This window comes from Hydrogenophaga sp. 5NK40-0174 (assembly GCF_040372165.1).
GTDB lineage: Bacteria > Pseudomonadota > Gammaproteobacteria > Burkholderiales > Burkholderiaceae_C > Hydrogenophaga.
Window position 1 is genome coordinate 617,037 of sequence record NZ_BAABWG010000004.1, and the last position, 21,251, is coordinate 638,287.

General features: G+C 58.9%; 22 protein-coding genes and 1 tRNA gene. 9 read left to right on the forward strand and 14 right to left on the reverse strand.

The features are described 5' to 3' along the window. Nucleotides 1-39 precede the first annotated feature (39 nt). Genes argJ through ABWV89_RS16385 form a run of 3 tightly spaced genes read left to right on the forward strand, consistent with a single transcriptional unit; the run spans nt 40 to nt 2,692 of the window. Nucleotides 40-1,287 carry a bifunctional glutamate N-acetyltransferase/amino-acid acetyltransferase ArgJ gene (argJ, locus tag ABWV89_RS16375; RefSeq protein WP_353399162.1) on the forward strand — a complete coding sequence of 416 codons (1,248 nt, stop codon included), beginning with the start codon at nt 40-42 and terminating at the stop codon, nt 1,285-1,287. Further along, on the forward strand, nt 1,287-2,171 hold the full coding sequence (locus ABWV89_RS16380; protein ID WP_353399302.1) for an ATP-binding protein: 885 nt from the start codon (nt 1,287-1,289) through the stop codon (nt 2,169-2,171). Before argJ ends, ABWV89_RS16380 begins: the two co-directional genes overlap by 1 nt. Next, complete coding sequence (locus tag ABWV89_RS16385) at nt 2,168-2,692, forward strand: NUDIX domain-containing protein (RefSeq protein WP_502903235.1); 525 nt, start codon at nt 2,168-2,170, stop codon at nt 2,690-2,692. The genes ABWV89_RS16380 and ABWV89_RS16385 overlap by 4 nt, the downstream gene beginning before the upstream one ends. Here the strand turns inward: ABWV89_RS16385 and ABWV89_RS16390 are convergent. From ABWV89_RS16390 to ABWV89_RS16425, 8 genes are all read right to left on the reverse strand, one after another. After that, on the reverse strand, nt 2,666-2,857 hold the full coding sequence (locus tag ABWV89_RS16390; protein ID WP_353399165.1) for a DNA gyrase inhibitor YacG: 192 nt from the start codon (nt 2,855-2,857) through the stop codon (nt 2,666-2,668). The genes ABWV89_RS16385 and ABWV89_RS16390 overlap by 27 nt on opposite strands. Beyond that, on the reverse strand, nt 2,854-3,609 hold the full coding sequence (gene zapD, locus ABWV89_RS16395) for a cell division protein ZapD (RefSeq protein WP_353399308.1): 756 nt from the start codon (nt 3,607-3,609) through the stop codon (nt 2,854-2,856). The genes ABWV89_RS16390 and zapD overlap by 4 nt, the downstream gene beginning before the upstream one ends. A 55-nt stretch (nt 3,610-3,664) precedes the next feature. Next, nucleotides 3,665-4,255, reverse strand: a complete 591-nt coding sequence (coaE, locus tag ABWV89_RS16400; protein WP_353399168.1) for a dephospho-CoA kinase — start codon at nt 4,253-4,255, stop codon at nt 3,665-3,667. Nucleotides 4,256-4,311: 56 nt separating this feature from the next. Beyond that, nucleotides 4,312-5,220: a prepilin peptidase gene (locus ABWV89_RS16405; RefSeq protein WP_353399171.1), complete on the reverse strand. Its 909-nt coding sequence runs from the start codon at nt 5,218-5,220 to the stop codon at nt 4,312-4,314. Further along, on the reverse strand, nt 5,220-6,452 hold the full coding sequence (locus tag ABWV89_RS16410; RefSeq protein WP_353399173.1) for a type II secretion system F family protein: 1,233 nt from the start codon (nt 6,450-6,452) through the stop codon (nt 5,220-5,222). The genes ABWV89_RS16405 and ABWV89_RS16410 overlap by 1 nt, the downstream gene beginning before the upstream one ends. Nucleotides 6,453-6,497: 45 nt before the next feature. Further along, nucleotides 6,498-8,234 carry a type IV-A pilus assembly ATPase PilB gene (gene pilB, locus ABWV89_RS16415; protein ID WP_353399176.1) on the reverse strand — a complete coding sequence of 579 codons (1,737 nt, stop codon included), beginning with the start codon at nt 8,232-8,234 and terminating at the stop codon, nt 6,498-6,500. Nucleotides 8,235-8,405: 171 nt separating this feature from the next. Next, a tRNA-Pro gene (locus tag ABWV89_RS16420) sits at nt 8,406-8,482 on the reverse strand. Between the two features lie 74 nt (nt 8,483-8,556). Next, a complete protein-coding gene (locus ABWV89_RS16425; RefSeq protein WP_353399311.1) occupies nt 8,557-9,486 on the reverse strand; it encodes a polyprenyl synthetase family protein in 930 nt (309 codons plus the stop codon). Between the two features lie 328 nt (nt 9,487-9,814). On the opposite strand from ABWV89_RS16425, the gene rplU reads away from it, so the two are divergent. The 4 genes from rplU (at nt 9,815) to proB (ending at nt 12,778) form a co-directional block, all read left to right on the forward strand. Further along, complete coding sequence (gene rplU, locus ABWV89_RS16430) at nt 9,815-10,126, forward strand: 50S ribosomal protein L21 (protein ID WP_353399179.1); 312 nt, start codon at nt 9,815-9,817, stop codon at nt 10,124-10,126. A 14-nt stretch (nt 10,127-10,140) separates the two neighbouring features. Further along, nucleotides 10,141-10,398: a 50S ribosomal protein L27 gene (gene rpmA / locus ABWV89_RS16435; RefSeq protein ID WP_353399182.1), complete on the forward strand. Its 258-nt coding sequence runs from the start codon at nt 10,141-10,143 to the stop codon at nt 10,396-10,398. Between the two features lie 140 nt (nt 10,399-10,538). Further along, on the forward strand, nt 10,539-11,603 hold the full coding sequence (cgtA, locus tag ABWV89_RS16440; protein ID WP_353399185.1) for an Obg family GTPase CgtA: 1,065 nt from the start codon (nt 10,539-10,541) through the stop codon (nt 11,601-11,603). Nucleotides 11,604-11,620: 17 nt separating this feature from the next. Next, nucleotides 11,621-12,778: a glutamate 5-kinase gene (gene proB, locus ABWV89_RS16445; protein WP_502903236.1), complete on the forward strand. Its 1,158-nt coding sequence runs from the start codon at nt 11,621-11,623 to the stop codon at nt 12,776-12,778. 57 nt (nt 12,779-12,835) lie between these two features. Here proB and ABWV89_RS16450 read toward each other — a convergent pair whose 3' ends face one another. After that, nucleotides 12,836-13,504: an RNA pyrophosphohydrolase gene (locus ABWV89_RS16450; RefSeq protein ID WP_353399188.1), complete on the reverse strand. Its 669-nt coding sequence runs from the start codon at nt 13,502-13,504 to the stop codon at nt 12,836-12,838. A 200-nt stretch (nt 13,505-13,704) separates the two neighbouring features. On the opposite strand from ABWV89_RS16450, the gene ABWV89_RS16455 reads away from it, so the two are divergent. After that, nucleotides 13,705-15,450, forward strand: a complete 1,746-nt coding sequence (locus ABWV89_RS16455) for a proline--tRNA ligase (protein ID WP_353399191.1) — start codon at nt 13,705-13,707, stop codon at nt 15,448-15,450. Between the two features lie 80 nt (nt 15,451-15,530). Beyond that, entirely contained in the window at nt 15,531-16,121 is a 591-nt protein-coding gene (locus ABWV89_RS16460) for a lytic transglycosylase domain-containing protein (RefSeq protein WP_353399194.1), read from the forward strand. Nucleotides 16,122-16,157: 36 nt separating this feature from the next. On the opposite strand, the gene ABWV89_RS16465 is transcribed toward ABWV89_RS16460, so the two are convergent. The 5 genes from ABWV89_RS16465 to hemA form a co-directional block, all read right to left on the reverse strand. Next, nucleotides 16,158-17,165 carry an AAA family ATPase gene (locus tag ABWV89_RS16465; RefSeq protein WP_353399197.1) on the reverse strand — a complete coding sequence of 336 codons (1,008 nt, stop codon included), beginning with the start codon at nt 17,163-17,165 and terminating at the stop codon, nt 16,158-16,160. 197 nt (nt 17,166-17,362) lie between these two features. Further along, entirely contained in the window at nt 17,363-17,680 is a 318-nt protein-coding gene (gene grxD, locus ABWV89_RS16470) for a Grx4 family monothiol glutaredoxin (protein WP_353399200.1), read from the reverse strand. Nucleotides 17,681-17,760: 80 nt separating this feature from the next. Further along, the gene (prmC, locus tag ABWV89_RS16475) at nt 17,761-18,609 is read right to left on the reverse strand and encodes a peptide chain release factor N(5)-glutamine methyltransferase (RefSeq protein ID WP_353399203.1); all 849 of its coding nucleotides are present in this window, start codon (nt 18,607-18,609) and stop codon (nt 17,761-17,763) included. 12 nt (nt 18,610-18,621) lie between these two features. After that, nucleotides 18,622-19,725: a peptide chain release factor 1 gene (gene prfA / locus ABWV89_RS16480; protein ID WP_353399206.1), complete on the reverse strand. Its 1,104-nt coding sequence runs from the start codon at nt 19,723-19,725 to the stop codon at nt 18,622-18,624. 69 nt (nt 19,726-19,794) lie between these two features. After that, nucleotides 19,795-21,066, reverse strand: a complete 1,272-nt coding sequence (gene hemA, locus ABWV89_RS16485) for a glutamyl-tRNA reductase (protein WP_353399209.1) — start codon at nt 21,064-21,066, stop codon at nt 19,795-19,797. Between the last annotated feature and the right edge of the window lie 185 nt (nt 21,067-21,251).

A 21,251-nucleotide genomic window follows, 5' to 3' on the forward strand; every position in this document is an offset into this window, starting at 1 on the left:
TCGGTGGTGGCCAACTGCCTTTTTTTATACGAGGCCCATATGCCAGTCAATCTAGATACTCCGAATCCTGATCAACTCCTGCCCGTTGCCGGCGTGCGCATCGGTGTCACCGAGGCAGGTATCCGTAAGAAAGCTCGCAAAGATCTGACTGTGTTTTTGTTGGACGAAGGCACTCTGGTCGATGCAGTTTTCACGCTCAATCGATATGCGGCAGCGCCGGTACAAGTTTGCAGGGACCACCTGGAGGCCGGAGCGGATATTCGCGCCATCGTAATCAATACCGGGAACGCGAACGCCGGTACCGGCGCACAGGGCCTGAATGATGCACGCCAGACGGCCAGCGCCCTGGCTCGTGCGCTCGGCGTCAATCATGAGCAAGTTCTGCCGTTCTCGACCGGCGTGATCATGGAGCCGCTTCCAATGGACAGGCTGTTGGCTGGACTGCCTACGGCGCTGCAGGATGCAGCCAGCGCTGATGCAGTCGCTGGTCCGAAGTGGCTCAAAGCAGCCGAAGGCATCATGACGACTGATACCATCCCGAAGGCTCGAAGCAGTCAGGTGGAGGTCGGGGGCAAGGCAGTGACTGTCTCCGGCATTGCCAAGGGTGCGGGCATGATTCGCCCCAACATGGCGACAATGCTCGGCTACGTGGCTACAGATGCAGCGGTCAGCCCTGGTGCCATGCAAGGTCTGGCCAAGCGCCTCGCCGATGCCAGTTTCAACCGGGTAACCGTTGACGGGGACACCTCAACCAATGACTCGTTTGTTGTCATTTCGACAGGCCAGGCAGGCAACCCGCCGATCGAGGACTGGGATTCGGCCGATGGTCAGGCTGTACTGACCGCATTGATGGATGTATCGCGCCACCTCGCGCATGCGTTGGTCCGGGACGGAGAAGGCGCCACGAAGTTCATTGAAGTCAGGGTAGGGGGCGGAAAGCACGCCCAGGAGTGTCTTCAGGTTGCTTACGCCATCGCACATTCGCCGCTGGTCAAGACGGCGTTCTTTGCCAGCGACCCGAATCTGGGACGAATTCTCGCTGCTGTGGGGTATGCAGGTATCGCCGATCTGGACATCTCGGGTGTGGACCTTTCGCTGGGGGATGTGGAGGTGGTCAAGGCCGGTGGACGTCACCCAGCATACCGGGAAGAAGATGGGCAGCGGGTAATGAATGAATCCGAGATTCTGGTGCATGTGTCGCTTGGGCGAGGAGACGCGACCGAGTCTGTCTGGACCTGCGATTTCAGCCACGATTACGTGACCATCAACGCCGACTACCGCTCATGATTGAAGCCAAACTGGAGCGCATGCTCGACCGTGTAGAGCGACTGGCTGACCGCATCGAGGCCGCGCTGCCAGGAGTGCTGGTGGAGCCGGACTGGAGCGAGTCGGTGGCGTTTCGGTATCGTCGGCGAGCGGGTCGGCAGCCTGTGCTGGAGCCTGTCCGCCGTTTGGCGCCTATGCGTTTTGACGACCTTCGAGCCATCGACGACCAGAAGGTGAGGATGCAGACAAACATAGAGCGCTTTGTCTGCGGTTCTCCGGCCAACAACGTTCTTCTCACGGGTGCGCGGGGAACCGGAAAGTCATCGCTGGTCAAAGCGAGTCTCCAGGAGTACTCGGGGCGAGGATTGCGCCTCATTGAAGTGGACAAGGACGATCTGGTCGACCTTCCTGACATTGCGGAACTCGTGGCCGGACGTCCGGAACGATTCATTGTCTTCTGCGATGACCTGAGTTTTGATGAAGGTGAGCGGGGATACAAGGTGCTGAAGTCCATGTTGGACGGTACGGTCGCATCGGGTGGTGAGAACGTGTTGATCGTTGCGACCAGCAACCGGCGGCACTTGTTGCCCGAGTACATGAAAGAAAACCTCTCATACACCCATACGGATGACGGAGAGGTGCATCCGGGCGAAGTCGTTGAAGAGAAGATCTCACTCTCAGAGCGGTTCGGGCTTTGGATCAGCTTCTACCCATTCAGTCAGGAAGACTATTTGCGCATTGTCGATCAATGGCTCGGTGCACTGGGCCTTCCGGATGCCGAGCTGACCTCTGCGCACGCCCCTGCGCTGGTTTGGGCGCTCGAACGCGGCTCGCGCAGTGGACGGGTTGCGCAGCAGTTTGCCCGGCATCATGCGGCAATGCTTGGTGAAGGTGGTCCGGCTTGAGCGAGGCAAAGGGGTCGGTGCTAGTGGTGGACGGTGGCTCCGCAGTGGACGGCAGTTCTGCGTCAGAACGCAAGGTGGTTGAAGTCGCTGTCGGTGTCCTGATCGATGAGCAAGGGCGCTTCTTGCTGACCACCCGGCCAGAAGGGAAAGTCTATGCCGGGTACTGGGAGTTCCCTGGCGGCAAGGTGGAGCGCGGCGAGACCGTTGAACAGGCGCTTAGAAGAGAGCTACTGGAAGAACTGGGCGTTTCCATAACTGCTGCTGCACCCTGGCGCGACAGCTACGTGGACTACCCTCACGCCTTGGTGCATCTCAACTTCTGCAAGGTACGTGCGTGGTCGGGTTCGCTCCAGATGCGAGAGGGGCAATCGTTTTCCTGGCAGGTGTTGCCTGTCACCTGTGAGCCCGTCCTGGCAGGCACTGTTCCGGTGTTGGACTGGCTTGCTCAGGAAGCCCAAGGCGGCCCGTCGCCACGTGCAGAAGGCAGAGGCGGCTCAGCTTTCCTCAAACCTGGGGTCTGAAGACGACTGCTGCTCCGCCACTGCGTACTCTTCGCTGGCCCAGGCGCCGAGATCCAGGCCTTTGCAACGAGGGCTGCAGAAGGGGCGGGCCGGATTGTCCGGAGCGTATCGGGAGGGGCCTCCACATTGGGGGCACTGAACGGTTCTGGGCGCTGGTGTGCTCATGCGCAAAGCGTCAGCTCAAAGCTGCCGTCTTCCTGGGCTTTGTGGAGCCGGGTATCTTCTCCCACACGCATCAACCGCACCGACAGCATCAAACGGTTGCCGCTGATCTCGGGGATGAGCCCTGAGTCGGGGTTGATCCTCAGGCGGAGCAGCTGAAATGTGCGGCCCTGAGGTAGGTTTTGTTGAAACATGCCATTGGGTGCGACCACCTTTTGCGGGGAACCGGAGTCGCGAAGCATCTTGAGCAGCACGATCACACCTTCTGCCAAAGGGGCAAGCGTGTTTGTCCAGACTTCAAGGTCACGTTGACGCTTTGAAGCCGGCTGGTGACGCCAGTCATGGTAGGCCGGCAGATCAAATGAGCAGGTACCGGCGGGAATGCCCACCCGGCTTCGCACACTCATAAGCCAGTCGTTTGTGGTCAAGGCTTGGCCAGCCTTGCCATTGGTCTGATTGAGCTCTGAAAAGCAATGATCCAGGTGACCAATGGTGTCGTTAAGGACAGACTGGTCGATCGCCGGGTTGTCCTTGAAGGACGCCAGTTGACCTCTTTGCTTGTCGATGTCCTGTAGAACTTCGGACTTGAGGTCTGCTCTTGCAGCGACATCCATGACCTCGAAAATGGTCTGGAGAGCGAAATGGTGATCTATCGGGTGTTCACGCGGGATCAGGTCGGCCAGCCGCCGAAACAGGTGCTCTAGGCGCAAATAGGTTCGAATGCGCTCGTTGAAAGGGTATTCGTAGAGGATCACGTGAAAGCTCATGATTCAGGGTGCAAGCCATTCAAGCACCCGTACACAGCTTTCATCATAGCCCGAAGTGGGCAGCCAGTTGATCTACCCGGGATCGCAATCGTTCCAATCCGTATCCATCATTGGCGATAACGGCGTCGGCTGCGGCCAACCGCTTCAATCGCGGCGCCTGGGAGCTGATCACTGACGAGATGGTCTTGTCGTCCCACCCGTTTCTCTCGCGGACACGCTCGAACTGCGTCTCCTCTGTGCAGTCGACGACCCAAACCCGGTCCACACGCACCGGCCAAAGCCCTGACTCCACCAGCAAGGGCACGTCGAACACGATGGCCGGGGCCCGGCTGCCGGCAACGGCGGCCTCCATGGCCTCGTGAACCAGGGGATGAATGATGGACTCGAGCGTGGCCTTTGCCCCTGGTTGCTGAAACACGAGTGAGCGCACCTTCTGGCGATTCATGCTGCCGTCACCGGCGATGAACTCGTTGCCGAATGCCTTGGCGATGGCAGGGATGGCAGATCCGCCTGCCTCAGTGCAGGATTTGGCCATGGCGTCAGCATCCAGCACGGTGGCGCCTCGTTGGGAGAGAAACGCCGCAACCGTGCTCTTTCCGCTTCCGATTCCACCCGTGAGTCCGATGCGCCACATGCTGCTGGATTCAGATCAGAGAGCAAACGCCAGGTTGAGATTGGCAGGGCACGGCTTTATGTCACGCTCAGGCCAAGCCAGCCCAGCATCGTGGCCGACCCCAGCAACATGACGCCGAGGCCGCCAAGTGCCAGAAAAGGGCCAAACGGAATGTAGCCGCCTTCGCGCAGATTGCTTGACAGCTTGAAGGCAATGCCGATGACAGACCCTACGATGGACGCGATCAGAATGATGGGCAGCAGGCTTGCGAGACCGAACCACGCGCCAAGCGCTGCAAACAGCTTGAAATCACCGAAGCCCATCCCCTCCTTGCCAGTGGTGAGTTTGAACAGCCAGTAGATCGACCAGAGGCTGAGGTAGCCGACGACCGCCCCCCAGACACTGGCGGCCAGGCCGACTTCCGTGATGCCCAGTGCCGCCAGGCAGACGCCAGCCCAAAGCAGTGGCAGCGTGATGTCATCCGGGAGCAGGGTAGTGTCCCAATCGATGAAAGTCAGGCTGACAATGGCCGCGGAAAAACCGCACCACGCCAGCGCTTCATAGCCCAGACCCCACTGCCAACCGCAAAATGCAAACAGCAGACCGGTGAGGACTTCAATTGAAGGGTACCGCGCACTGATGGGCGCCTTGCAGCCGGAGCATTTCCGCCCCAAAGCCAGCCAGCTGAAGACGGGAATATTCTCAAACCACCGGATCTGATGGCCGCAGTGCGGGCAGCGAGAGCGCGGGACGACCAGGTTGAACGTTTGCTGCTCAGCGGCTTCTGCAAGCTTCTCTTCAGCGCTAGCCAAGGAGCTGCCGGCGGCTTCGCCGTTGGCCTCAGCCTGGAACTGCTCACACTCCTCTTTCCAGCGCCGCTCCATCATCAATGGCAGTCGATGGATGACGACATTCAGAAAACTGCCCACCAAGAGACCCAGCACCCCAAGAAACAAGGCGCTGAGCGGTTCACCCGCGAAGAGCATCAGACGACTTGGCCCAGCTGGAAAATTGGCAGGTACATTGAAACCACAATGCCACCGATTACGGTACCCAATACGACGATAATGATCGGCTCCATCAGGCTCGACAAGCCAGCCACCATGTCATCCACTTCTGCCTCGTAGAAATCGGCGGCTTTACCGAGCATGTGGTCGATCGATCCAGACTCTTCGCCGATGGCGCACATTTGAAGCACCATCGAGGGAAAAATATTGGCGTTGGTCATGGCATTGGTCAGGCTCGTACCTGTCGACACTTCTTGCTGAATCTTCTCTGTGGCCTTTGCATAGATCATGTTCCCTGATGCACCGCCCACGGAGTCCAAGGCTTCAACGAGTGGCACACCCGCTGCAAACATGGTCGATAGCGTCCTTGTCCAACGTGCGATGACGGACTTCTCTACGAGTGGTCCAAAAATCGGAACCTTGAGCAGCAGGCGATCCATGAAAAACTGGACCTTTTCGCTTCGCTTCCATGCTTCCATGAAGAAGTACCCTCCTCCAATTAGGACACCGAAAATGATGTACCAGTAGTCAACAAAGAACTCGCTCATAGCAATAACGAACTCTGTCGGAGCGGGAAGGTTGGCACCAAAGTTGGAAAAGACTTCCTTGAACGCAGGGATCACAAAGATCATGATGACCGTGATCACGATAAAGGCAACCAACACCACGGCAGTCGGGTACATCAAGGCCGACTTGATCTTCGACTTGATCGCTTCCGTCTTCTCCATGTAGGTGGCCAGACGGTCAAGCAGCGCTTCAAGAATACCCGCTGCCTCCCCGGCCTCGACCAGATTGCAGTAGAGGTTGTCAAAGTACATCGGGTGCTTGCGAAACGCTGCACTGAGCGAGGTGCCCGTCTCGACGTCCTGGCGAATGTCGTTAAGGAGCTTGGTGACACTCGGGTTGGGGTTGCCACGGCCAACGATATCGAAAGACTGCAGCAGCGGAACACCGGCCTTCATCATGGTGGCCAGTTGTCGGGTGAAGATGGCGATGTCTTTTGGTTTGATGCGCTTGCCCGAACGAGAGCGACGCTTCTTCACTTTGGCTGGCTCGACCATGATGCCCTGCCTGCGCAGGCTGGCGATCACCTGGTTCTTGCCTTGTGCGCGCAACTCTCCTCGCACCTGACGACCGTTGCGGTCCTTCCCCTGCCATTCAAAGACCATGTCTTTGGTCTGGTTTGCGTTGCGTTTTGCTGCGGTAGCCATATGTTCCTCGGGTTCGTTTTTGCGGGGTGCCCTGGGAGAATGCGGTTATTCGTTGGTCACACTGAGGACTTCTTCCAGAGAAGTCAATCCCAGTTTGACCTTGAGCAGTCCGGACTCACGCAAGGTGCGCACTCCCTCCTTGCTGGCCTGTTCTGCAATATCCAGCGCGGTGCCGTTGCGCAAAATGATGCGCTGTATTTCCTCGGAGATGGGCATGACCTGGTAGATACCGAGGCGTCCCTTGTATCCCTGGTTGCAAGCCGAGCATCCCACCGGTTTATACGGCGTCCAGGTCCCGTCCAGGTCTTCTGCCTTGAATCCAGCGTCTTGAAGGGCTTTGCGCGGGGCGTCCTGAGGCGCCTTGCAGGCTTCGCACAGGCGGCGCGCCAGGCGCTGGGCGGTGATGAGAATGACGCTGGACGCAATGTTGAATGTGGGCACGCCCATGTTCATCATTCGGGTCAGCGTGGTGGGGGCATCATTGGTGTGCAAAGTTGACATCACCATGTGACCTGTTTGCGCAGCCTTGATCGCAATGTCTGCCGTCTCAAGATCTCGAATTTCACCCACCATGATGACGTCTGGATCCTGACGCAGAAAAGCCTTCAGGGCCGCAGCGAAGGTCAAGCCCGCCTTCTCGTTGACGTTGACCTGGTTGATACCTTGAAGGTTGATCTCGGAAGGGTCTTCAGCGGTGGAAATGTTGACGCCGGGCTCGTTGAGGATGTTCAGACAGGTGTACAAGGAGACTGTCTTGCCGGAGCCGGTAGGGCCAGTCACCAGAACCATGCCGTAGGGGCGAGCAATGGCTTCCAGCAGGCGTTCCTTTTCCTCTGGCTCATATCCCAGTGCGTCAATGCCCAGCTTGGCGCTGCTGGGATCAAGAATACGGATAACGATCTTCTCGCCGAACAGTGTTGGCAGTGAACTGACGCGAAAGTCGATAACGCGGTTGGGCCCTACCTTGAGCTTCATGCGCCCGTCTTGGGGGACGCGCTTCTCGGAGATGTCCATTCGCGAAATCACCTTGATTCGCGAGGCGAGCTTGTCCTTGATCGCCACCGGAGGAGATGCGATTTCTCTCAGCTCTCCGTCAATCCGGAAGCGGACACGATAGGTGTGCTCGTATGGTTCGAAATGGAGGTCGGATGCCCTCATGTTGAAGGCATCGAGCAGCATCTTGTGCAGGAACTTGACAACCGGGGCATCGTCGACGTCGGTCGTGGCCGGTGCGTTGTCTTCTTCGTCGCCAGCTTCAATGGAGTCCTCGTCGAACTCGAACTCGCCGCCGACGATATTGTCTATGGACTCGTTGGCCGAGGTCGACTGGGAGTCCACCAGTGTGCTGAGCTTGTCGTATTCGGCAATGACCCAGTCCACACCCATCTGGGTGGCAAACTTGATTTTCTCGGCAGCTTGCTGGTCCGAGGGGTCTGCAGTGGCCACCATCAGGCGGTTGTTGCGCTTGCTCAGTACAACAATTCTGAAATCCGAGCAAATCTTGGGATCCAGCAGACCTGTTGGTAGTCTCTGGACGTCTATGGCTTCCAGGTCCAGCAGGGGCGCGGCAAACGCAATGGACATGGTGTGCGCCAGATCACTGGGCGAGACCGAGCCGGAACCAGTCAGTTCCGCAATGAAGCTGGAACGGCTGCTCTGGGCTTTGCGGTAGATCTCCTCCGCAGCCTTCTGGTCCAGCTTTCCGGCGGACACGAGCGCACGTCCAAGGCCTGGCAAGGCCATGGTCTTCGCGGCGCCAATACTCGAATCAACAGATGCCATAGGACTGTAATCTAACGTAAATCAACGACTTGCACGTCGAATTTGACGCGATTTATGTGTGTCAGGCGGTTGTTTGCCGCTTCCCCCCGCCTTATCGTGTCGAATTTGCGCAACAGGCGGCGCTAGCGCAACATTTTGGTGGCGTCAACGAAGGGACCGAAGTCAGGTGAATGGTCGGGGTGAGAGGATTCGAACCTCCGGCCTCTACGTCCCGAACGTAGCGCTCTACCAGGCTAAGCTACACCCCGACGGCCGATTTGGCAGCACAGTATCTCCAAGGCCTGAAACGGTGCACCTGGCTGCAGGGTGCCGGCCTTGCGCTTCAGGTGCGGCGCACCAGAAGTGAAGCGGCCAATTCTATCAAAGCCTCTCTTGCCTGGCTGTGCGGAAGCTGTTCTGCCGCATCAATGGCGCGCCGGGCTTCCGCCGCAGCGCTCGAGCGTGCTGCTTCAAGCGCGCCTGTTTCGCGCACGATGGTGAGGATTTCGGGCAGATGCGAAAGCTCCCCATTGACGATGGCATTGGTCATCAGCTGTGCCTGGTCCGCGTTTGCGCGTTGCATGGCGCAAATGATGGGCAGGGTGACCTTGCCTTCGCGCAGGTCGTCTCCCAGGTTCTTGCCCAGCTCGAGCGCGTCTCCTTCGTAGTCAAGCACGTCGTCAATCACCTGGAAAGCTGTGCCCAGGGCCTGTCCGTAGGTGGCGCAGGCTTCTTCCAGCTCAGCGCCAGACTGCGCCAGAATGGGAGCAAGGCGGGCGCTGGCCTCGAAGAGCTTGGCCGTTTTTGAGCGAATCACTTGCAGGTAGCCGGCCTCGTCCAGGGTGGCGTCGTGCATGTTCATCAATTGCAGCACTTCGCCTTCGGCGATCACATTGGTCGCCTCTGCCAGGACTTGCATGACACGCATGTTGTCGACGCCAACCATCATCTGGAACGCCCTGGAGTACAGAAAGTCGCCAACCAGAACGCTTGCAGCATTGCCGAAGCGTTCGTTTGCTGTGTCCCTGCCGCGGCGCAGTGTTGACTCATCCACCACGTCATCATGCAGAAGGGTCGCTGTGTGAATAAATTCCACAACCGCAGCAAGCACATGCCGATCAGGGTTATCACACGAGATGGCTTGAGCGGTCAGCAGCAGCAGGGCGGGGCGAAGCCGTTTTCCACCGGCCGAAATGATGTATTGCGCGACCTCGCGTACAAGGGGGACGCCGGACGCTAGCCGTTCGTTGATGACCTCGTCAACGCGCCGCATGTCGGCTTCGATGAGCTGCAAGCCAGTGGCGGGTGAGGCAGTTGCTGCTGTCAAGGTGTATTCCGCAAATTCTCGTGTGACTCAGGCCAAGCTCGAATCTGGCAGCCGGGTGCTGTTCTCGCCTGTTGCTCGAGGATTATAGGGAGCGAGCCGGAGTGTCCCGGATCGAATGGTCTGATCGACTTCAGGATTTTGTCCGGGCAGGTCAGGGCCTTGCCATGCTGCGCCAGGGATGCTAAAATGCTGAGTTCGGTGGAAATTGGTCTGCCGAGCCCGCGCAAAACCTGTTTGCTGCGGGTGGTTTCTTTCGATATCCCGAGAGGTTTATATGTACGCGGTCGTAAAAACCGGTGGCAAGCAGTATCGCGTTGCCGCTGGCGAAAAGATCAAAGTAGAACAGATTGCTGCGGACGTAGGCCAGGAGATCGTGTTGGACCAGGTTCTGGCAGTCGGTAACGGCGGCGAGATCAAGGTCGGTACGCCCTTGGTGTCCGGTGCAACTGTGAAAGCCACGGTCGTGGCTCATGGTCGTCATGAGAAGGTTCGCATCTTCAAGATGCGTCGTCGCAAGCACTACCAGAAGCGCCAAGGCCACCGTCAGAATTTCACCGAGCTGCAGATTTCTGCAATCGATGGTTGAGGAGTTGATGCAACATGGCACATAAAAAAGGCGGCGGCTCTACGCGAAACGGACGTGACTCCAAGCCAAAAATGCTTGGTGTCAAGGCCTTTGGCGGCGAAATGGTGAGCGCAGGCTCCATCATCGTTCGTCAGCGCGGTACGCGTTTCCATCCCGGCACCAACGTGGGAGTGGGCAAGGACCACACCCTGTTTGCAACGGTAGATGGCCGTGTATCCTTCGGTACCAAAGGTGCGTTGAATCGCCAGGTGGTGAACATCACGCCCGTGTGATACCCAGCGACCGATTCACTGCAGATGGTGAGGCTGTCGCCTCACTGGCGGTGATGATGGTTGTCGAGAAGGCCCGCTGCTGCGGGCCTTTTTCCGTTCTGAGTCGGAGCTGTTCTGGCGCGAAATGAGGAGATCAGGCCATGAAGTTTGTGGATGAAGCTGTGATCGACATCGCTGCGGGCGATGGTGGCAATGGCTGTGCCTCGTTTCGGCACGAGAAGTTCAAAGAGTTTGGCGGCCCGGACGGCGGAGACGGCGGCCGCGGAGGACACGTGCTGGCGCAGGCGCATTCTGCCCTGAATACACTGGTGGACTTTCGCTTCACCCGGCGTTTTGAAGCCAAGCGGGGCGAACACGGCAAGGGCTCGGACATGTTTGGGGCCAAGGGTGACGATGTTGTTCTGCGCCTTCCGGTCGGTACTGTGATCACCGATGCGGATACGGGGGAAGTTCTCTTCGAGCTGCTCAAGGATGGCGAAGAAGTGACCTTGGCCAAGGGCGGCGATGGTGGGTTTGGCAACCTCCATTACAAGAGCTCGACCAACCGCGCTCCCCGGCAAAAAACCCTGGGGCACCCAGGCGAACGCCGCACAGTCAAGCTGGAACTGAAGGTTCTGGCGGATGTAGGCCTGCTTGGGATGCCCAATGCCGGGAAGTCAACCTTGATCGCGGCTGTCTCCAATGCCAGGCCAAAGATCGCGGATTACCCTTTCACCACACTCCACCCCAATCTCGGCGTCGTTCGTGCCGGCCCAGAGCGTAGCTTTGTGGTCGCTGATGTTCCCGGTCTGATCGAAGGGGCTTCCGAAGGCGCAGGCCTTGGGCATCAGTTCCTGAGGCATTTGCAACGAACCCGCCTGCTTCTGCATGTGCTGGATGTTGCGCCGTTTGACGAAGGCGTCGATCCTGTGGCGCAGGCCAAGGCGATCGTTGCAGAGCTCAAGAAGTATGACAAGGAGCTTTACAGCAAGGACCGTTGGCTCGTCCTCAACAAGGTTGACGTGCTCTCGCCCGAAGAGCGGGACGCCAAAGTCAAGGACATTGTCAAGCGGCTGAAATACAAAGGGCCCGTGTTTGAAATCTCGGCCCTGACCCGGGAGGGTTGTGACACACTCGTGCAAAAAGTGTACGAGCACCTCCATCAAGTACATCAAGCCAAGCAATCAAATGTTGCCGTGGACCCGCGTTTTGCGGACCGTGGGTGAGCAGTCTGGAGCCAGTTTTGTCTGAGCCTGTTTCCGAGAACTTTCGGCCGGAGCTGTTTCGCTCGGCCAAGCGCATTGTGGTCAAGGTCGGCTCGGCACTTGTGACTGACGAGGGCCGGGGGCTGGATGAGGCTGCGATTGCGCAGTGGTGCGAGCAGTTGGCACAGCTCGTTGGTCAAGGGCGTGAGCTCATGATGGTCAGTTCGGGAGCAGTCGCCGAAGGCATGAAGCGGCTCGGCTGGCAGCAACGTCCGCACGAGCTGCATGAGCTCCAGGCAGCTGCGGCCGTTGGGCAGATGGGTCTGGTCCAGATCTACGAGAGCAAATTGCGCGCTCATGGCGTGGGGAGTGCCCAAGTTTTGCTGACCCACGCGGACTTGAGTGACAGAGAGCGCTATCTCAATGCGCGTTCCACGTTGAGGGCCTTGCTCCACCTGAAGGTCGTGCCAGTCATCAACGAGAACGACACGGTTGTCAATGACGAGATCAAGTTTGGTGACAACGATACCTTGGGTGCTTTGGTGGCCAACCTGATCGAGGCTGATGTGCTGATCATTCTGACAGACCAGAAAGGCCTGTTTACTGCGGATCCGAGGCGGGACGCGAGTGCAGAATTTGTACATGTGGCCAGAGCGGGGGACCCGAGACTGGAATCGATGGCTGGTGGCGCAGGTTCAGGCATCAGTCGAGGTGGGATGCTCACCAAAGTACTTGCCGCGCGCCGCGCTGCGGGTTCCGGGGCCTCCACGGTGATTGCCTATGGTCGTGAGAAAGATGTCTTGCTGCGAATCTGCCAAGGCGATCAGGTAGGCACAGCGCTGCTGGCCAATACGGTCAAGAGTCAGGCGCGAAAGCGCTGGATGGCTGACCATCTGCAGCTCCGTGGTGCGGTCACTGTGGATGATGGGGCCGTGAGCAAGATCGTGCGTGAGGGCAAGAGCTTGCTGCCTATCGGCATGACTGGGGTAGAGGGCGACTTCTCCAGGGGTGACGTGATCGCTGTCCGTGATCAGGGTGGTCTTGAGATTGCCCGCGGCCTGGCCAATTACTCATGTTCCGAGGCACGACTGCTTTGCCGAAAGCCATCCAGCGAGTTTGAACGTCTGATTGGCTACGTCGCCGAGCACGAGATGATCCATCGTGACGACATGACACTGACACGCACCGCTTCCTGAGATCAACAGTCGCCCGCCAGGCCGCGATTGGCCCTGGAATCAGCGTCAATCAATGGGTTAGCGAGGCGCTCGCAAGCCGTTGCGACGCAGGTTGGGGGGCATGGGCCGTTCACAACTGGCGCCCGGTGGGAGTTCGACTGCGTTCTCTGTCGGCCCTTGAGCACCGTTGCGCTGTTGTTGCTGTGCCCTTGCGTCGTCTAGTCTGCGGCTCGGTCGCTTTCCTCCGCTTCGAAGGTATCGGTTGCGGGTGTCGTTGCGTGGCAGGAAGCGAGATAACTCAGTGAGCGCCATTTCGTAGACGCCGCGCTTGAATTCGATCACGACATCGAGAGGCACCCAGTACTCATGCCATCGCCATGCATCGAATTCCGGGTGGTTGGTGGCGCGCAGGTTGAGGTTCCAGTCCTGCGCAACAAGGCGGAGGAGGTACCAGATCTGCTTTTGCCCCTTGTAGTGACCGCGAGCGTCGCGCCGTATGAAACGCTCAGGTACTTCGTAGCGCAGCCAATCACGGGTTCGGCCCACAATGTGTACGTGCTCGGGCTTGAGCCCGACCTCTTCGTGCAACTCGCGGTACATCGCCTGCTCAGGAGATTCTCCCCGGTCAATTCCGCCTTGCGGAAACTGCCAGGAATTGGAGCGAATGCGTTTGCCCCAAAATACTTGATTTTTCTGGTTGAGCAGAATGATGCCGACATTGGGCCTGAAGCCTTCTCTGTCAAGCATAATCTTCCCCAAATTTTGAATTGCATCGATTATGCATTGCACCTGCGTGCTTGAGTACCGAATTGCCGCACCAATGGGCCGTACATTCGGGTATTTACCGAGCTGGCAGGCTGATTTTGACGTTTTGATTGCCTGACCTCCCGGGTGGTCCACTGGCCATCACACGCATATCCCATCCGCAACAACACTTTTGTAGCGCCATGAAAGCCTCTCAATTTCTCGTCTCCACGCTCAAGGAAGCCCCCGCTGACGCGGAGGTCGTCAGCCACCAGCTGATGACTCGCGCCGGCATGATCAAAAAACTCGGCGCCGGCATCTATACCTACATGCCCATGGGGTTGCGAGTGATCCAGAAGGTCGAAGCGATTGTGCGCGAGGAAATGAACAAGGCCGGGGCCATTGAGATGACCATGCCGGTGGTGCAACCGGCGGAGCTCTGGCAGGAGACGGGGCGGTTTGACAAGATGGGGCCAGAGCTGCTTCGTATCGCAGACCGACATGGCCGCGACTTCGTGGTTCAGCCGACCAGTGAAGAGGTTGTCACCGATGTGGCTCGTCAGGAGCTGAGAAGCTACAAGCAGTTGCCCAAGAATTTCTATCAGATTCAGACGAAATTCCGTGACGAACGCCGGCCCCGGTTCGGATTGATGCGGGGTCGCGAGTTCATCATGAAGGACGCGTACAGTTTCGACCGCGACGAGGCCGGCGCAAAGAGCAGCTACCAGGTGATGGCAGCTGCTTACCGCTCGATATTTGACCGGTTTGGCCTGCGTTACCGGGCAGTGGCCGCTGACAGTGGCGCCATCGGCGGCGACCTGAGCGAAGAGTTTCAGGTGATAGCCGCCACGGGTGAGGATGCCATCGTGTATTGCCCTGACAGTGACTATGCCGCCAACATGGAAAAGGCAGAAGCGTTGCCTCCTTCGCACAGCCGGCCCTCTGCTGCACATCCCATGACCAAAACGCCAACGCCCGGCAAGAGCACTTGCCCGGAAGTGGCCGAGCTTCTGGGAATCCCCCTGGCCTCTACCGTCAAATCGCTCGTGCTGGCCACAGATGAGCGCAATGACGAGGGTGAAATGATCAAGACGCAGGTCTGGTTGCTGCTGCTGCGAGGTGACCACGACATGAATGAAGTCAAGGTCAGCAAGGTACCGGGGCTCGATGCAGACTATCGGTTTGCCACCGTGGCCGAGATCGAAGAGCATTTTGGGTGCAAGCCCGGGTATCTGGGGCCTTTGAACATGCTCAAGCCGGTTCGCCTGGTGGCTGACCGCGAGGTGGCGCTGATGGCCGACTGGGTCTGTGGCGCCAATGAGCCCGATTACCACATCACAGGGGTGAACTGGGGACGTGACCTGCCAGAGCCGGAAATGGTTGCCGACCTGCGCAATGTTGTCGAAGGTGACATGTCACCCGACGGCAAGGGCAGGCTGGCCATTGAGCGAGGCATTGAAGTGGGGCACGTCTTCTATCTGGGGACGAAGTACAGCCAAGCCATGAATGCCACGTTTCTGGACACGGACGGAAAGCCCAAGCCATTTGAAATGGGTTGCTATGGCATCGGGGTGACCCGGCTGCCCGCCGCCGCCGTGGAACAAAATCATGACGAAAAGGGCATCATCTGGCCGGATGCCATTGCGCCGTTCACGCTGGTGATTTGCCCGTTGGGCATGGACAGGAGTGACGCCGTGAAAGAGCTCGCCTCCAATTTGTATACGCAGTTGCAGAATGATGGGGTCGATGTCATTCTGGACGACCGGGGAGAGCGCCCTGGTGTCATGTTCGCCGATTGGGAGCTGATCGGCGTGCCACATCGCATCACCATCGGCGATCGGGGCTTGAAAGAAGGCCAGATTGAATACCAGCACCGGCGAGACGATCAGGCAACCAAGGTTGCTGTCGGCGAGATTGGCGCTTTTATCAAAGGGCGGTTGGGTCAGTGATACGTATTGGGAACAGCGCGTGGCTTGACGAAGCAGGTACGACGAGACCGGGCATTGACCGGCGGGGCTGGTGCCGCTGGGTGCTTGCGGGTGCTGCTGCGCCATATCTGGGTGTGTCGGAGGCGGTGGCTGGTCAGCTGGAGGAGCCTCTGGCGGATTCGGTTCGCTCCGCCTTGAGTGCGGCTATCGCCCGGCATGCGCCTCCTGAGCCGTTCTTTGCCGACACAGCCTCGCGTCTGGCCTACCTGCGCTGGCTGGGAGCCATGAGCGACAAGTTGAGCAGGCGAAAGCCAGACTTTCAGACCCGTGTGGATTTCTTGCAGACAGTCTGGTACGAATCGAAACGAGCAGGACTCGATACCACAATGGTAATGGGGCTGATTCAGGTCGAGAGCGCTTTTCGCAAGTTTGCGATTTCTCGTGTGGGTGCGCGCGGCTACATGCAGATCATGCCGTTCTGGTCAAGACTGATCGGTGACGGCGACTCCAGCAAGCTGTTTCACATGCAAACCAATATTCGCTTTGGCTGCGTCATCTTGCGCCATTACCTGGACAGAGAGAATGGTGATACGTTCATGGCGCTGGGGCGCTACAACGGTAGCCGGGGCCGCTCCAAGTATCCCAACGCGGTGTACGCTGCAGCTAAGCGCTGGTCACATCCGGACGCCTGACCAGCCCTTCAGGCGCAGCGGCGGCGGTGCCCTGAGTTACTGCATGAAGCCCATGCGCTGTCTGGCGTTTGCCGCGCGAGGGAGGTCGTCGGCCTCAATGGCGTATCGTGAATCCAGCCGCGCATTGCCGAAGGCTGTTACCAAGGCGCGTCGCATTTCTCTGGGTGCCATCTCGGCGAGTTGATCCAGCACATCGGCTGGCGCCTGCGGCTCAAAACGTTTGCCCCAGTCATGCTCCGACCGGATGGAGGTGTAAAGGTGCTCTGCAATGCGCCTGGCCGCTTCCAGCGTGGGAGGCTCGATCTCAAAGACGTTCATCCGGTTGAGAATGGGATCTGGAATGGAGCGCTCATCGTTGGCTGTCGTGATCCAGATGACCTGACTGGCATCGATCGGAACATCTGCAAACTCGTCGATGAAGCTCTGTGCCGTGTCATGTTCCAGAAGGCTGTAGAGCGAGCCCATCGGATCGTACTGGGCGTCGGCGGCAGCCTTGTCAATTTCGTCGACAACGATCACGGGGTTGGCATACTGGCCCTCAACCAGTGCTTCGAAGACCTTGCCCGGCTTGGCACCCTTCCACTGAGAAGATGAGCCAGAGAGTAGCCAGCCAGCTGTCATGCTGCTCATCGGGACCAGGCTCATGCCTGTACCGAGCATGTCGGCCACGTGTTTGGCGAAATGGGTCTTTCCAACGCCAGGGGGGCCCAGGAGGAGGATGGGTGTGACTTCCAGGCTGTCTTCGCTGTCATGGCTCAGCGCCACGTGCCGCTTGACATCGTCCAGCACATCGCCAAAGTTTGGCAAAAGGTCATAGAGCGGTGTCATGTCCGGCACACCTGATGGCTTGACGGCAAACCGCTGTGGCCCTCGTTCGAGCATGCGCTGATACATGTTGCGCAGTGGCTCACTGTCGCGATCATTTCCGTTCGCCTGCAGCCGGGCCAGCTTTTTCTCGACATCGTCTGCACTGAACACACTTCGCATTCGGGCGATAGGCAAGCCCGAAGACTGAGGGGGGGCAACCAAACTGCGTGAAGTCATGACGTTCTCCCAAACAGCAAGTGGCAACAGCTTCATTCAAGCACAAGCCGTGCCCGTCCTCAATGCAGGAAAAGCCCGGAATTTCGCCCCTTTTCTGCTTGGAGTCGTCTGTAGTCGAGGTGTTCGTGCGCTTTGACACGCTCCACAACGAAACAGGCCGCCCTCTGGGCGGCCTGTTTTTGGTGCATGTCCGCTTCTCAGGCGTCAATCACTTGCTGAAGCTCTCCGGAGTTGTACATCTCCATCATGATGTCCGAGCCACCAATGAACTCACCCTTGACGTAGAGCTGTGGAATGGTGGGCCAGTTGCTGTACTCCTTGATGCCCTGGCGGATACTGTCGTCTTCCAGCACGTTCACGGTCTTGAGAGCTTTTGTGTCCACGCCGCAAGCCTTGAGGATTTGCACTGCGCGTCCTGAAAATCCGCACATGGGGAAGCTGGCGCTGCCCTTCATGAACAAAACGATATCGTTGGATTTGACCAGTTCGTCAATCTGGTTGCGCGCGTCGGTCATGATTTGTCTCTTTCTGATGTGATCCGTGGGCTGCCTTCTGCCGTTTGCAGGCGGAAAGTCTGGGAGCGGGAAAACCCTGATTATGACGGTGAAGCCAAGTGGCCGCCAGTGCACCGCTCAATTCCCGCCAGATCCATGCGGCTTGTCACGGATTGAAAGCCTGCATCCACCATGAGATCGCGCACAGCCCCGGATTGATCGTAGCCATGCTCAATCAGCAGCCACCCTCCGGGTGCAAGGTGAGCGGGCGCACCCGAGATGATGGCGCGGATGTCGTCCAGTCCATCCCGTCCCGCTGTCAAAGCGGTCAGTGGCTCGTGACGAAGGGCAGGCAAATGCTCGTCGTCGCTGCTGATGTAAGGGGGGTTGGACAGGGCGAGGTGAAAGAGGGGGGAGGTATGGACTGCCTCCCACCAGGAGCCCATTTCAAATTGCACACGCAGCGAAAGCTTCTCAGCATTGTTTCGGGCAACCGCCAGTGCCGCCTGACTTTGGTCAGTGGCAGTCACAGTGGCATTGGGTTTCCCCTGGGCAATGGCCAACGCCACCGCCCCACTGCCGGTGCCCAGATCCACGACGGCGGGTTTATCGATTGATGCCAAGCCTGATGCCAAGACCTCAAGGCCCCACTCCACAAGGGTTTCGGTGTCGGCCCGAGGCACCAGGACGTCGGGCGTCACCAGCAGGTCAAGACCGAAAAACTCCTGACGACCGGTGAGATAGGCCATGGGCTCTCCTGCGCACCGGCGGTTGAGCAGCGCGGTAAAGATCGACAGGGCTTGATCCGGTACACCGTCCTGATCGTGGGAAAGCAGCCATGCGCGATTGTTCGGGTTTTGCCCCATCGCCAGCAAGGTGAGCATCTGGGACTCCAGCCGCCCGATGCCGTGCGAAAGGGCTTTGTCGAGCAGGTGCTGAACAGTGGACATGTTGACCACTTGCTATGCCGTGTGGTGAGAAGACTCGAGCGCGGCCATTTCTTGCGCGCCGCGCGCGAGTTTGAGGGCCTCGATGACCTCGCCAATCTCACCCTCCATCACGCGCTCGAGTTTGTACAGGGTGAGGTTGATGCGGTGATCCGTCAGACGTCCTTGCGGAAAGTTGTAGGTTCGAATTCTGTCGCTACGGTCGCCTGAACCGATCAGTCCCTTTCGTGTAGCGGCCTCTTTGGCGGCGCGTTCGCTTCTCTCGATTTCCTGAAGGCGGGCGGCCAGGACTTGCAGGGCTTTGGCCTTGTTGCTGTGCTGCGACCGTCCATCCTGGCATTCTGCGGTGATGCCCGACGGAAGGTGAGTGACACGGACGGCAGAATCCGTTTTGTTGATGTGCTGGCCACCTGCGCCGCTGGCTCGAAACGTGTCGATGCGCAGCTCTGCGGGATTGAGCTGGACGGCCTGCGCTTCGTCCGGTTCGGGCATCACGGCGACAGTGGCAGCGCTGGTGTGGATCCTGCCTTGAGTCTCGGTCGCCGGTACGCGCTGTACTCTGTGCCCCCCGGATTCAAACCGGAGCTGACCGTAAACGCCTGCGCCGTCCTGGCGTCCGGCTACTCGAAGCACAATTTCCTTGTAGCCGCCGACTTCACCAGCAGACTCGCTGATGGTCTCCACCTGCCACCCACGTGACTCTGCAAACCGCGTGTACATGCGTGCCAGGTCTCCTGCGAACAGTGCGGACTCGTCGCCGCCGGTGCCGGCCCTGATTTCCAGGAACGCATTGCGCTCGTCATCAGGGTCTCGTGGAATCAGCATCAACTCCAGGGTTTGCTCGAGGCTGGCCATCTCTGATCGAGCTGTCTCCGCTTCCTCCTGTGCCATGTCGGCCAGCTCCGGGTCGGAGGCCATGTCTGTGGCTGTGGCCAAGTCGGCTTCGTACTGCTCGTAGCGGTTGAACGCCTCGACCATTTCCGCAGCGTCGGAATGCTCGCGGCTGAGCGCGCGAAACCGGTCTCGGTCGTTGACGACGTCTGGCGCTGAAAGCAGGGCGTCAAGTTCGTGCAGTCGAACGCGCTGGCGCAGAAGAGAGTCTCTAACAAATGGCTTCATGACGGGCGGGGGTCGGGTTCAGTTGTGCGGACGCATGGCCGCGGTTGTTCTCAGTCAGGAGAACAGCCCCTAAGACTTGTCGCGCAGGAAGAGCCTGGAGACCGTCTGTGCAGTGGCGGCACGGGTTGCGCTGTCACCGGTGTGCAACTCTGCCAGCGTGCCGTGCAGCATCTTTTGGGTGAGTCCCTTGGACAGTGCTTCCAGGACCGCCTCCACCGGCTCCCCTTTGGCGAGCAGGCGCCGGGCGCGCTGGATCTCGGTTGCTCGCCAGGCATCTGTTTGCGCATTGATCTGGCGAATCAGCGGGACAACGCCCTGAGAAGGGTCACGTTGTTCCATCCAGTGCATGAATGACTGGACGCCAGCGTCGATGATGGCTTCCGCCTGCGCCACTGCCGCTTGCCGGTTGCTCTTGCCGGTCTGGACAACTTTTGCCAGGTCGTCAACGGTGTAGAGGTACACGTCGTTGAGGTCTTTGACTTCGGGCTCGATGTCGCGCGGGACTGCAAGGTCAACCATGAACAGAGGACGGTGCTTGCGTTGCTTGAGCGCCCGTTCGACAGCGCCCAGGCCGATGATGGGAAGGCTGCTGGCAGTACAGCTGATCACCGCGTCGTATTCGTGGAGCCTGTCCGGTATATCTGACAGGCGGATGGCGTCAGCACTGAACCTGTTGGCCAGCTTCTCGCCTCGCTCCAGCGTGCGATTGGCGATCGCTATGGACTTGGGCGCCTTCGCCGCGAAATGTGTTGCCGCAAGCTCGATCATCTCGCCGGCTCCGACAAACAGGACATGAATGTCTTTGAGGTTCTCGAACAGCTGGCCGGCCAAGCGGACGGCGGCTGCCGTCATGCTGATCGAGTGGGCACCAATGTCCGTGGACGTTCGCACCTGTTTGGCCACGGCAAAGGAGCGCTGGAACATCTGGTGAAGCGTCGTTCCCAGGGCTCCGGCCGCTTCGGCGGCCCTGACGGCATCTTTGAGTTGCCCCAGAATCTGCGGCTCTCCCAGCACCATGCTGTCCAGTCCGCTGGCCACACGAAACGCGTGGCGGGCTGCCTGGTCTTCACGCAGGATGTAGGCGTGGTCACGCAAAACGTGCGCACTGACACCTCCGGTGCTGGCCAGCCAGTCCAGTGTGGGTTCGACAGATGCCTGATCTCCGGCGCCATAGAGCTCTGTACGGTTGCATGTAGACAACAGTGCCGCTTCAGGCCGGCGGGCTATGCTCTCCCGATAGCCAGTCAGAGTAGGATGAATCTGGTCGAGCGCGAACGCAAACCGCCCCCGCAAATCCAGCGGAGCAGTTTCATGATTGATGCCAAGCGCCCAAACAGCCATACGCCAGATTATAAAATTGCCAGCAAGGTGGGCGTACACTCGCCGTTACTGCTTTTGTATTGTGTTTTGGCGGTTGCCTGGCCTGAGCCAGCACTGATATGACGATTTCAGCCTTCTTGGTTCATTTTGGGAATTTTCTCGCCCCCGCGCTGGTGACGGCAGGCATACTGGCCCTGATTCCTGTC